Source organism: Pseudoalteromonas sp. Scap03 (genome assembly GCF_013393115.1).
In the GTDB taxonomy this organism is placed as follows: Bacteria; Pseudomonadota; Gammaproteobacteria; order Enterobacterales; family Alteromonadaceae; genus Pseudoalteromonas.
This window is the reverse complement of the sequence record NZ_VDEU01000002.1, coordinates 276,869-289,749: the sequence shown is the minus strand read 5'-3', so window position 1 is coordinate 289,749 and position 12,881 is coordinate 276,869. Positions and strand designations below refer to the sequence as shown.

Sequence of the window (12,881 nt, the reverse complement as noted above, 5' to 3'; positions counted from 1 at the left end):
TTAAAACGAAATTAAAAATCATTCTGCATTGATTTTTAATACTTTATTTTTGTTGGCTCATACTTTAATTGTAAATTTTTTGTTTAATTTCCATTTGGTTGTTTTGTGACCTACGCTGATCCTGAATCGGGAACAGGTAGTGCCGGTTAGTATAAATATACTATTAACAAAACAAAATGGAGCGTAACCGTGAATTTATCAAAAATCACAATAGCAACCCTTGCAGCTTTTACACTAGTACAAGCACCAGCAGCGGTAGCTGCGAATAAAAAATACCTTAGTGAGCAGTCAAATAACATCAATAAAGCGCAAAGTAGTGTTGTATCACTTAATGATACTAACCTAGCTGCAAAAATTGGCTTGGAGTCAGGGAATAAATTAGTCGTAGTAAAAGAAATTAAAAGTAAAAACGGAGATATAACCAAACGATATCAACAGTTCTTTAACGATTTACCCGTTATAGGAGATACCGTTAGCCTAACATTCAATAATGGCCAGCTAAAACACTCTCACGGCGCTGCTGTTTATGAGCTTGCTACAGATATTAATAGCGTTACTCCTAAGTTAAGTAAAAATAAAGCAATTACAAAAGGGTTGCAACAATCAGATATAGCAATAAAAACCGCTGATTTGAAAAAGTATAATGAAAAATCTCAACTAGCAATTTGGCTAGACGAACAAGGTACTGCTCATTTAGTTTATGAGGTGTCTTATGTAACTTATGGTCGAAACCCTGCGAGACCTTATCAAATTATTGATGCAAACAATGGAGATATTCTATTTAGCATCGATAACCTCCAACATGCTGATGCGACTGGCCCAGGTGGAAACTTGAAGACGGGCAAATATGTTTATGGCACTGATTTTGATAGTTTGAATGTAACTCAATCGGGCAGTAATTGCGTGATGGAAAATAGTAACGTTAGAACTATTAATTTAAATGGTGGGACGAGCGGAACAAGTGCTTATTCATTTACCTGTCCTGAGAATACCTTTAAAGAAATTAATGGTGCTTACTCACCTTTAAATGATGCACATTATTTCGGCAACGTAATTTATAACATGTATAACGATTGGATTGGTACGCCACCATTATCTTTTCAATTAAAAATGAGAGTGCATTATAGCAACAATTATGAAAATGCATTTTGGGATGGCAGTGCAATGACTTTTGGAGATGGTCAAAATACATTTTATCCACTTGTAAGCTTAGATGTATCAGCCCATGAAGTAAGCCATGGGTTTACCGAGCAAAATTCAGGTCTGATCTATAACAGCAAATCAGGCGGGCTGAATGAAGCTTTTTCTGATATGGCAGGTGAGGCTGCAGAGTATTACATGAGAGGAAGTAATGATTGGCTTGTAGGTCAAGACATATTCAAAGGTAATGGTGCTTTGCGATACATGAATAATCCAACACAAGATGGGCGCTCGATTGATAAACAAAGCGATTATACTAGTGGTATGGATGTACATTACAGTTCAGGTGTTTACAACAAAGCGTTTTATAACCTAGCCACGACTGCTGGATGGAATACAAAAAAAGCATTTGAAGTGATGGCGCGTGCTAATCAACTGTATTGGACTGCCAGTACTAACTGGGATATAGCCGGTAATGGTGTTATGGACGCAGCCTGTGATCTAAACTACGACACACAGGACGTAAAAGCGGCGTTAAGTGCTGTTGGTGTAAACTCTAGTTTGAGTGCTGGTAGTTCGTGTGATTCAGGTTCCGAAATAGAAGCGCTTACAAATGACATCCCACGTACGGGGATCAGCGGTGCAGCCAAACAACAAATATTCTTTACGCTTGATGTGCCACAAGATGCAGGTAACTTATCATTTACCACATCAGGTGGAACAGGCGATGCTGATTTGTATGTAAAATTTGGGTCTAAGCCAACGCTAAATAGCTTTGACTGTAATAGCACAACGTCAACAAGTAATGAAAGTTGCGCTATCGGTAATGTTCAAACCGGTACTTATTATGTAATGGTTGAGGCATGGAATCAAATCTCAGGAGTCACATTACTTGGCAGTTATGATGGCGATACTGGGGGTACAACGCCTATAAATCGAACTGAAGAAAATGTAGCTGTAAGCTCTGGAGGCTGGACTCGATTTACGCAAAGTTTAGGTTCAGGTTATAGCTCACTTAATGTTTCAATTGCGGGTGGCAGTGGCGATGCGGATTTATATGTAAACTTTGGAGCAGCATCAGATACAAATACTTATGTTTGTCGCCCATATAAAAATGGCAATAACGAAAGTTGTACTATCGATAATCCACAAGCAGGGACTTGGCACATTGATTTACAAGGATACCGCAATGCAAGTGGTGTAACGCTTACTATTCAAGCTAACTAAATCAATTCCTAGGGGAGCGTCCGCTCCCTTTTTTATCTTAGTCATATCACTTTCTATGAATATAGCTTGATTTAAAAGGAATCAATTTATGAAACGTTTATTAAATATTGCGTTAGTTAGCGCTAGCGCCTTAATTGTTCAACCACTGTATGCACAAGACAACGAAAATATATGGGTGACAATAGATCCTATTGCAGCAAAGCATTATCAGCAGACTAAAAAAACAGTAAGTAAATCACATCAATCATTAACTATTCATGCAACTGAGCTAGATACCGTTAATTTTTTAAAGGTTAAGACCTCGGATGTAGCACAGCTGAGTGAGTTTATGCATGATAATTACCATCGGTGTGGTGGTTTTGTAGCGCATGAATCACTAGATGAAGCAAAACAATATACTGAACAGTTGGCAGCTGTGCAAAACCAAAACACCTTAGCTTTTGATTATAATATTGATAATGCGCAAACAACACAGCAACTAATTAATCGTATTAGCCCTAATAATTTAACAAATACTGTTAATTCAATGAGTAGCTTTTACAATCGCTACTATACAACTCAAACTGGGATAGATGCATCTCAATGGTTAAAAGATTATTGGCAACAGTTAGCGGCAAGTCGTAGCGATATCAGCGTTGAATATTTTACTCATAGTTGGGCGCAGTCGTCGATTATAGTCACAATACCTGGGGAAGAAAAAGCTGATGAAATTGTTATCATAGGTGGACATTTAGATTCAATTAACCAATCAAACCCTACAAATGGACGTTCTCCTGGTGCCGATGATAATGCATCAGGTATCGCTGTATTATCAGAAGTACTAAGAGCAATTGTTGATAATGACTACAAGCCGCAAAGAACAATTCAAATAATGGGCTTTGCAGCTGAAGAAGTTGGCTTGAGGGGGTCAAAAGCGATTGCCTCAGCATACAAATCACAAGGAAAAAATGTTGTTGGTATGGTGCAGTTTGATATGACTGGTAATAACGGTAGCAATGAAGATATTGTGATGATGACAGATTACACAACAAATGCTCAAAACCAGTTTCTAGGTCAGCTAATCGATACTTATTTGCCTTCTGTTAGTTACGGTTTTGACCAATGTGGATATGGATGTTCTGATCACGCATCTTGGTATCAACAAGGGTTTACAGCATCTATGCCATTTGAGTCGAAAATGGCTGATATAAATCGATTAATTCACACCATTAATGACACTAATTTTGACGCTGATCATGCTAGTAAGTTTGCAAAATTAGCTGTTAGTTTCATATCGGAAATGGCAAAAAATGCAGGCGATGTGATCCCCCCAATTGGCGACGAATTACAAAACGGTGTTACGGTTGCCGGTATAACAGAAAGTGCAAAAGCGGAACGTGTATTCACATTAAACGTACCTGACAACGCGACTAACTTAAACTTCATTACATCCGGTGGTTCTGGTGATGCCGATTTATACGTAAAATTTAATTCAGCACCTACCTTAACAAGCTTTGATTGTAAAAGTACAACCTCTTCAAGTAATGAGAGTTGTGAAATAGGTAATGCCCAAGCGGGCGTTTATTATGTCATGGTTCAAGCATGGAATGCGATTACGAATGTTTCTTTAACCGGTAGCTATAACGAAGGTAACACAGCAGAACCTATCAATCGTGTAGAAAATAATATTTCGGTAGCAGCAAACAATTGGAGCCGATACACACAAAATCTTGATGCTGGCTATTCGTCATTCACAGTTAACATTAGCGGCGGCAATGGAGATGCTGATTTATATGTAAATTTTGCAAGCCCATCTACAGAATCTGTTTATCAATGTAGGCCATTTAAAAATGGTAATTTAGAAACTTGTAATATTGATAACCCACAAGCAGGTACTTGGTTTATAGATTTAAAGGGCTATAGTTCTGCAAGCGGAGTTACCTTATCTATTACGGCACAATAATAATTAATAGGGGGACAGTGCCCCCCTTATTATATAACTTAATTACTTGCCCTTGATGTTTCGCTTACGTAGAATCCCGCTATTATTTTTTACAAAGTGATTGGTATTATCAAACAGCTGTTTAGTGCGACCGGGCCTTTGGCTTTATCAATAGATGGATATACACCACGCCAGCCTCAAATCGATATGGCGGTGGCTGTTGATGATGCATTAAAAACCCGATCTCAACTTGTTGTTGAGGCAGGCACTGGCACAGGTAAAACCTTTGCCTATTTAGCTCCCGCTCTTAAATCTAAAGGTAAAACCATCATCTCAACGGGTTCTAAAGCACTGCAAGAGCAGCTTTATCATCGTGATTTACCGGTATTAGTAAAAGCCTTAGGTGCTGCTAAGAAAACGGCCTTGTTAAAAGGGCGTGCCAATTATTTGTGTACGTATCGACTAACTCAGCATGTGGCACACGTACCAACAGACGACCCTGATGTTATGCATCAGCTTGCTATGGTTGCAAAGTTTGCCAGTGAGACCCACAGCGGTGATCTTGCCGATTGCATTGGTATTGAAGAAGACGCCAAAGTGCTACCTTATGTAAGCTCAACCGCTGATAATTGCTTAGGCAAAGAGTGCCCTGACTTTCAAGAATGCTATATTCGCAAAGCGCGTTTAAAAGCGGCTGATGCCGATGTTGTAGTAATAAATCACCATTTGTTTTTTGCCGATATGGCGGTAAAGGAATCAGGTTTTGCAGAGCTTATGCCTAATGCGGATGCCTACATATTTGATGAAGCTCACCAATTAAGCGAAATTGCCAGCGACTATTTTGGCGAAACAATGAGCACCAAAAAGCTGGTGGATTTAATTAACGATTTGCGCGCTATTTATCGCGCTGAAATCCCCGATATGCTGCAATTAGGTAAAAGTTTAAATAAACTCGAAACCAGTGTCGCTGATTTAAGGTTGCAGTTTGGGGTAGATGGTAGCCGTGGCGATTGGCGCGAAAAGCTCAGTAATAAGCTTATTTGCTCGGCATTACATCGCGTTATTAGTGATTTAGAATTTGTGTATCAGGTTTTAAAGTTATGCTTAGAGCGCAGCGATAAAATAGAACATCCGTTTGAACGAGTTTTGGCTTTTAAAGGCCAGTTAGAACGTGTATTTGATACCGCTCAAACTGGGTTTAGTTACTGGTACGAAACCACGAGGCGCTATTTAACAATAAATATAACGCCATTAAACGTATCGGCAAAATTTGCATTGATGATGAAAGAATCTGGTGCGGGGTTTGTATTTACCTCCGCCACGTTATCGGTCGACAATGAACTGAGCCACTTTAATGCAAGCCTTGGCTTAAAGCCAAAGCAAAGTATGATGGTGGATAGTCCGTTTGATTATGCCAATCAGGCGTTGCTGTGCTTACCCCGTTATTTACCACAATCTCATGAAGATAATATGCCTCATGCTATTGTAAAACTGACTTTAGAGCTCATAAAGTCGGCTAAGGGGCGTTGTTTTGTGTTATTTACTAGTTATCGTATGATGCATTTAGTGGCTGAGGGTTTAACGACGCAAATGGACTACCCAGTTTATATGCAAGGGCAAATGTCTAAACGAATTATACTAGAAAAATTTACTCGCCATGGTAATGCAGTATTGCTGGGCACCGCGTCATTTTGGGAAGGGGTTGATGTACGAGGCAGCACCTTAAGCTGTGTTATTATAGACAAGCTGCCATTTGCTGCCCCTGATGACCCTTTACTGCAAGCCAAAATGCAGGATTGCCAAATGCAAGGTAAAGACCCGTTTGCACATATTCAATTACCTCAAGCGGTGATTGCATTAAAGCAGGGGGTAGGTCGCTTAATAAGAGACAACAAAGATAAAGGCGTGTTAGTGATTTGCGATAATCGCTTAGTTACACGCCAATATGGACAAGTATTTTTAAAGAGTTTACCGCCAATGCGCCGTACACGAAGCTTAGAAGATGCCAATACATTTTTAAAACATATTAATTGAGTACAAAAATGATCAAAAGTAATATTCTCGCCCTAGATGCTTCTACAGAAGCATTATCAATTGTTTTGCATTATCAGGGTAAAACGTTTCATCATTTTGAAGAGTGCCCGCAGCAGCATAGCCAAAAAATTCTGCCACTTATTGATGAGCTACTAGGAAAAGCCGGTTGTAAACTAAAAGATTTAGACGTAATAGGATTTGGCCAAGGCCCAGGTAGTTTTACTGGCGTGCGCATAAGCGTAGCCATTGCACAAGGTCTTGCGTATTCAACTAATTTACCATTAGTCGGGGTATCTACTTTAGCAGTCATGGCACAGCAGGCATTAGAACAGTTTGGTGCTAACGATGTTTATTCTAGTATTGATGCGCGTATGGGAGAAATATATTTTGCTCAGTACCAAGCAAAAGATGGATTGATGACACTTAAAGGCGAAGAGCGAGTATTCAAACCTGAATTGTTAGATGCAACCTTGATAGATATAAACATTGATGCTGCAGGCGTAGGGACGGGGTTTAAAAGTTATCCTGATTCATTAACGGCATTTAATAATGTAACCATACAGTCAGAAATAAGCTTACCGGATGCACACTATATGTTGGCACTAGTAGAGGCGCAGTACCTTGCAGGTAAGGGTGTACAAGCCAGTGATGCACAACCAAAGTATGTGCGTGACACGGTAACATGGAAAAAATTACCGGGCCGAGAATAAGATAAACCCGGTTGTTTGCAAATTAAGCGATTTTAAATCATAATTTAGGTATGTTGTTGGTTGGAGAAGCGCTGTGTCGCTACCTATAAGTTCTGGTTTTTTCACTGGTGATATACCTGGTAATGTGCGTTCTACTTCGGTAGTTCCGGTGCAGCCTGAACGAGTACTAGAGCAAGCCAAACCACAAAAAACTAATACCGATTATGTCAAAAGCAGCCCTGAAGGGCTTGAACTTGCAAAAGAGTTTACAAAAGCGAACAGCAAAGACAACCAATACAGCCAAACTATTTACGATCAACCCTCAGCCCAAGTAAGTAAAGCGATTTCGACTTATACTGAGTTTGCTAATTTAGAGCGAAGAGCTGAAGTTCAAAATTTAATTGGTGTTGATATATACGCTTAGCTAATACCAATCCTCAAAATAGATCACTTAAATAAGAGAATTGGTATAAAATGAAAATAAGCAAATAAAAAGCCCGAATGAATCATTCGGGCTTTTTTAATTTCATTACTGAGATTATTGTTCTATGTAACCAATCAATTTTTTAGCTATATCGGTATTATTTTGAGAGCCAACAAAGTCATCGCTATTTTTGCCATAAGCAAATACTTGTACATCAGACGCTGTGTGACCGCCCGTTGTCCAACCTGTAAAGCTTAAATCATTAATGATGCTTTTAACGGCTAAGTTTAGGGTTTTCTCACCCATAGCTTTGGCTTGTTTAAGCTTAATTTCGTTTTCAGCTGTAAACTCAATGCTCGTATTTTCCTGCCATACCTTTTTAAGGTTATCTGACTCCATTAACAAATTGGTCAATGTACCCGCAGTGGCTTTAACACCTTTGATGACATCTGTTTCCCATTTATATTGGCCATGTGCACCAATAGTTAAACCACCTGTTGAGTGGTCTGCCGTGATCACCAAAATAGTGTCTGGGTTCTTATCTACATAGGCTTTAGCCGTTTCGATTGATTTAGCAAAATCATCCATTTCAGCCATTGCACAGGCAATATCATTTGCGTGACCACACCAGTCAATTTGGCTGCCTTCAATCATCACAAAAAAGCCTTTATCATTTTGCCCATCAAGCAAATCAAACGCTTTAGAAGTTAACTGCTTTAATCTTGTTGGGTTTTCATCAAGAGCAAACGGTAAGCCTTTAGGTGCATATAAACCTATAGCAGGCACTTGAGTGATTTGACCAAGGTTCTGAATATCATCGCCATATTGATAACCAGCTTGTTTAAATTCGTCTACTAAGTTTCTGTCATCACGAATAAAGTACTCAGTACCACCGCCTAACATTAAATCTACCGGTAATTTACCTGCAATTTTATTGTCAATGTAGTCATTGGCAATATCATCGTAGTTTCTTCTTGATTCATTATGTGCGGCAAAACTTGCTGGTGTTGCATGGTTTATTTGTGAGGTAGCTACTAACGCTGTTGTCATTCCTTGCTCTTTTGCAATTTCTAGCATGGTTTTAACAGGCTTTTTAGCTGTATCGACGGCAATAGCGCCATTATAACTTTTATGGCCGCTGCTAAGTGCAGTTGCACCTGCTGCGCTGTCTGTAACATAGGTATGGTCATCTGGATACGTGTGCGCCATGCCTTTTAATATGGTATCAAAAACGGTGGTTTCTATTTCTTTTGTTGTTGGGTCATCTTTGTAGTATCGATAAGCGGTTGTGAAAGCGGGACCCATGCCATCACCAATCATATAAATAACATTTTTAGGCGCTGTTTGAGCAAATGCTCCTGTTGTTGTACATAAAAGCGCTAATAAGCCGAACTGTTTTTTCATTGTGTGTACCCTTTAAGTGTACTTATTTTAATAGCGACTATTATTGTATACTGATGACCAGATAAATAAATGAATATGTTATGAAATCTCGCAATTTAAGTGTGTACTCTTCTAGCTCGGTTCTATTATTTGTGTATTAACTCTTGTATGTTATTGCTATAACCAAATAAAAAGTAGAGGTTTGCATTGCAACCATTTTCTGTCAAAGCTAACGACTTAGATATACATGGCCTTAAATTTGGAGACGGTGAAGAGGTTGTTATTGCGCTTCACGGTTGGTTAGATAACAGTGCTAGCTTTGTACCTATGCTAACTGACGTACCGTCAAATCAAACATGGTATTGTATTGATTTTGCAGGGCATGGACTATCATCTTGGCGAAGCCCTCAGGCACATTACTACTTTATTGATTATGTGGATGATGTTTATGCCTTAATCACAGCGCTTAAATTAAAAAAGGTACACTTGGTCGGGCATTCGATGGGGGCGATGGTCGCGGGTTTATTTGCGAGTTGTTTTAACGAGTATGTTAAATCCGTTTCTTTTATTGAAGGAATAGGCTGCGTTACCACACAAGCAAATGAAGTCGCTTCACAGCTAAGAAATGCCATACTTAACCGGGCACGGTTAACGATTAAAAAATCAAGGATATACACTTCAAAAGAGCAAATTTATCAAGCGCGTGCAAAAACAACTGATTTAAATGATAAATTAATCGCTTTGCTGATGGACAGAAATATAAAACAAATGCACAGTGGGTTTGAGTTAACGACTGATCCTAAGCTTAAAAATCACTCAGGTTTTCGATTTGATGAAGCGCAATGTATTGGTGCAATAAAAGAATTAATTGCACCATGTCAATTAATTTTAGGTGATCAAGGTTATCCATTTGTAAAACAAAACTTAGATAAGTATAGTAATTATTACAATAACTTGAGAGTATTAGAAGTGCCTGGTGGACATCATTGCCATATGCAAAGTAGTGGGCTATGTTTTGAACACATTCACGTATTTATGCTGCAAAGTAGTGCATGTTAATTGTATATTACCGATAAATGTGGGATTATCTCTAGATTAGAGTATTTGCTCAATTGTGAAAGTGCCTTACTTAGATTAAGGTTAATAAAAATATAATTATAACAGGGGCTAAGAGTGGAAAAAATCTGGCTTAAGCGCTACCCAGAAGGTATGCCTGAAACAATCGATCCTGAGCACTACAACTCGTTACTCGAAGTGTTTGAAAAAAGTTTTAATGAATACAAAGATTTACCTGCATTTACTAATATGGGTAAAACATTGTCTTACAACGAAATAGATGCTGCAACAAAACGCGTTGCCGCCTATATCCAAAACGATTTAGGATTAAAAAAAGGCGATAAAGTCGCTGTGATGATGCCTAATTTGTTGCAAACCCCTATTGCTATTTTAGGTATTTTGCGTGCAGGATGTGTTGTAGTTAATGTTAACCCGCTTTACACCGTACGAGAGTTAGAGCATCAGTTAAAAGATTCTGAAACATCAGCCATTTTTATACTTGCTAACTTTGCTGTCACTCTTGAAAAAGCGCTGCCCAACACCGACGTGAAACATATTGTGGTTACCCAAGTCGGTGACATGATGGGTGGTCTTAAAAAGCATTTAGTTAATTTTGTCGTTAAGCATTTCAAAAAAATGGTGCCAAGCTACACATTACCTAACACGATTAACTTTTGTGATTTGTTAAAAGCAGATCCAACTGGTTACAAACGTCCAGATGTAAACCTTAGTGACTTAGCGTTCTTGCAGTACACCGGTGGAACTACCGGTGTATCAAAAGGCGCTATGTTAAGTCATGGCAATATGGTAGGTAATCTTGAGCAAGTATCTGGTTGTTTAGACAAAGTGCTTGACCGTGGTAGTGAAGTAGTTATTACTGCGCTTCCGCTTTATCATATATTTGCATTAACAGCGAACTGTTTAGCATTTATGAAATACGGTGGCTTAAATGTTTTAATTACTAATCCACGTGATATGCCAGGATTTGTAAAAGAGCTTAGTCAGCATAAATTTACAGCTATTACAGGTGTAAATACTCTGTTTAATGGCTTATTAAATACTCCAGGTTTCTCTGAACTTGATTTTAGTAACCTTAAAATGTCACTGGGTGGCGGTATGGCCGTTCAACGTCCAGTTGCCGAAAAATGGCAGAAGGTCACTAACAGCAAATTAATGGAAGGCTATGGTCTGACAGAGTGTTCGCCATTAGTTACAATTAGCCCATATGATTTAGAGTCTTATAATGGCTCTATTGGCTTACCAGCGCCAAGTACCGATATCAAGCTAATGCTTGATAGCGGTGAAGAAGCGGCTAAAGGTGAACCGGGCGAGTTATGGGTTAAAGGCCCACAAGTAATGCTTGGTTATTATAACCGTCCTGACGCAACCTCTGAATGTTTAAAAGATGGCTGGTTTGCTACCGGTGATATTGCGACATACGATGATGAAGGCTTCTTCTATATTGTTGACCGTAAAAAAGACATGATCATTGTGTCAGGCTTTAATGTATTCCCAAATGAGATTGAAGAAGTGGTTGCGATGCACGAAGGTGTATTAGAAGTTGCCGCAATTGGTATTCCTCATGACATTAGTGGTGAACAAGTTAAAGTTTTTGTTGTGAAAAAAGACCCTTCTTTAACTGAAAAAGATATAATAAAACATTGTCGTGATAATTTAACTAATTATAAGGTTCCTAAACTCGTTGAGTTTAAGGATGAGTTACCTAAAACTAACGTGGGTAAAATTCTCAGAAGAGCCTTAAAAGATTAGCAACTATAAAAAAGCCGACATTAGTCGGCTTTTTTATTGTAGGAGACTCAGTGCACTACCAATTGATCCAAACCCAAAATGAGCTAAATACGTTTGTAGAACAAATAAAAAACAAACCCATTCTTGCTATTGATACCGAGTTTATGCGCCGCCGTACTTTGTATCCCGAAGTTGCACTAATTCAAGTTTATGATGGCGAGCATTTAGCACTCATCGACCCGCTTGCAGAGCTTTCCTTGTTTGATTTTTGGCAGATACTTAAAGATCCAAACGTGTTAAAAGTACTTCATTCTCCTTCAGAAGATATTGAAGTTTTTCAAAAATACGCAGGTTTCGTTCCTTATCCATTGTTTGATACTCAGTTTGCACTTCAGCTATTAGGGGAGGGTAACTGTATGGGGTTTGCCTTAATGGTAAAAACCTTGTTGAATATTGAAATTGATAAAAGTGAATCGCGTACCAATTGGTTACAACGTCCTCTCACTCAAAAACAACTTGAATACGCTGCGGCCGATACGTTTCACTTACTGCCTTGTTTTGAGTTAATTATAGACAGCATTAAAGCGGCCGATTTATTTGATATTGTTATTAACGAAAGTGAATTAGTGGCAAACAAGCGTGCTTTTCAAACACCAGATGAACTGCTTTATAAAGAGATTAAAAATGCATGGCAGCTTAAGCCGCATGAATTAGCTGTACTTAAAGAATTAGCCGTGTGGCGAAGAGATAAAGCAATTCGTAAAAATCTTGCGCTTAATTTTGTTCTTAAAGAGCACAACATGACTGAAATCGCTAAGCGAGGCCCATCGAGCTTAAATGCGCTTAGACAAATTCCGGGTGTTGAGCCTATTGAAGTGAATCGTTCAGGGGTTGAAATTTTGAAGTGTATTGAGCAAGCTAAAGCTATCCCACCTGAACAGCACCCAAAAGTACTAAAGCGTTTAATTGATTTTCCTACATACAAAAAAGTAGCGAAAGAGATCAAACAAAACATTAGTAAGGTTGCAAAAGAGCACAACATACCAGAAGATGTAATGGCCTCTAAAAAGCAAGTGAATCAACTTATAAGTTGGAACTGGAAGCTAACAGATGAACAAAAATCACAGCAGATAAAACCAGATTTACTCAATTCTTGGCGCTATGAATATCTTAAAGGTGCACTCAAAGAGTGGGATAATTAAATAAAGTTTACAAGACGAGTTAAAAACAGATGATAAAGGGCGCTTAGCGCCCTTTA

At 38.7% G+C, this 12,881-nt stretch carries 9 protein-coding genes; 8 read left to right on the top strand and 1 reads right to left on the bottom strand.

The window, feature by feature from the left end:
- Positions 1-189 precede the first annotated feature (189 nt).
- The 5 genes from FHG08_RS16620 to FHG08_RS16600 all read left to right on the top strand — a co-directional run bounded on the left by FHG08_RS16620 (position 190) and on the right by FHG08_RS16600 (position 7,435).
- Complete coding sequence (locus FHG08_RS16620) at positions 190-2,367, top strand: M4 family metallopeptidase (protein WP_178957125.1); 2,178 nt, start codon at positions 190-192, stop codon at positions 2,365-2,367.
- A gap of 88 nt (positions 2,368-2,455) precedes the next feature.
- Complete coding sequence (locus tag FHG08_RS16615) at positions 2,456-4,309, top strand: M28 family metallopeptidase (RefSeq protein WP_178957124.1); 1,854 nt, start codon at positions 2,456-2,458, stop codon at positions 4,307-4,309.
- Positions 4,310-4,405: 96 nt separating this feature from the next.
- Positions 4,406-6,322 carry an ATP-dependent DNA helicase gene (locus tag FHG08_RS16610; protein ID WP_178957123.1) on the top strand — a complete coding sequence of 639 codons (1,917 nt, stop codon included), beginning with the start codon at positions 4,406-4,408 and terminating at the stop codon, positions 6,320-6,322.
- Between the two features lie 8 nt (positions 6,323-6,330).
- Positions 6,331-7,032 (top strand): tRNA (adenosine(37)-N6)-threonylcarbamoyltransferase complex dimerization subunit type 1 TsaB, encoded by a 702-nt coding sequence (gene tsaB / locus FHG08_RS16605; RefSeq protein WP_138606520.1) that lies wholly within the window; start codon positions 6,331-6,333, stop codon positions 7,030-7,032.
- A 73-nt stretch (positions 7,033-7,105) separates the two neighbouring features.
- A complete protein-coding gene (locus tag FHG08_RS16600; protein ID WP_138606518.1) occupies positions 7,106-7,435 on the top strand; it encodes a hypothetical protein in 330 nt (109 codons plus the stop codon).
- Between the two features lie 114 nt (positions 7,436-7,549).
- On the opposite strand, the gene FHG08_RS16595 is transcribed toward FHG08_RS16600, so the two are convergent.
- Positions 7,550-8,839 (bottom strand): alkaline phosphatase, encoded by a 1,290-nt coding sequence (locus FHG08_RS16595; protein WP_138606516.1) that lies wholly within the window; start codon positions 8,837-8,839, stop codon positions 7,550-7,552.
- Positions 8,840-9,025: 186 nt separating this feature from the next.
- Here FHG08_RS16595 and FHG08_RS16590 point away from each other — a divergent pair, with 186 nt between their 5' ends.
- From FHG08_RS16590 to rnd, 3 genes are all read left to right on the top strand, one after another.
- Complete coding sequence (locus FHG08_RS16590; RefSeq protein ID WP_178957122.1) at positions 9,026-9,877, top strand: alpha/beta hydrolase; 852 nt, start codon at positions 9,026-9,028, stop codon at positions 9,875-9,877.
- 114 nt (positions 9,878-9,991) lie between these two features.
- Entirely contained in the window at positions 9,992-11,644 is a 1,653-nt protein-coding gene (fadD, locus tag FHG08_RS16585) for a long-chain-fatty-acid--CoA ligase FadD (RefSeq protein WP_138606512.1), read from the top strand.
- A gap of 50 nt (positions 11,645-11,694) precedes the next feature.
- On the top strand, positions 11,695-12,825 hold the full coding sequence (gene rnd, locus FHG08_RS16580) for a ribonuclease D (RefSeq protein ID WP_178957121.1): 1,131 nt from the start codon (positions 11,695-11,697) through the stop codon (positions 12,823-12,825).
- Positions 12,826-12,881: the final 56 nt, after the last annotated feature.

Excerpts from the sequence above, each read along its gene's own strand:
- tsaB (WP_138606520.1), top strand. The coding sequence starts at position 6,331 with ATGATCAAAAGTAATATTCTCGCCCTAGATGCTTCTACAGAAGCATTA.
- FHG08_RS16595 (WP_138606516.1), bottom strand. The coding sequence starts at position 8,839 with ATGAAAAAACAGTTCGGCTTATTAGCGCTTTTATGTACAACAACAGGA.
- FHG08_RS16615 (WP_178957124.1), top strand. The coding sequence starts at position 2,456 with ATGAAACGTTTATTAAATATTGCGTTAGTTAGCGCTAGCGCCTTAATT.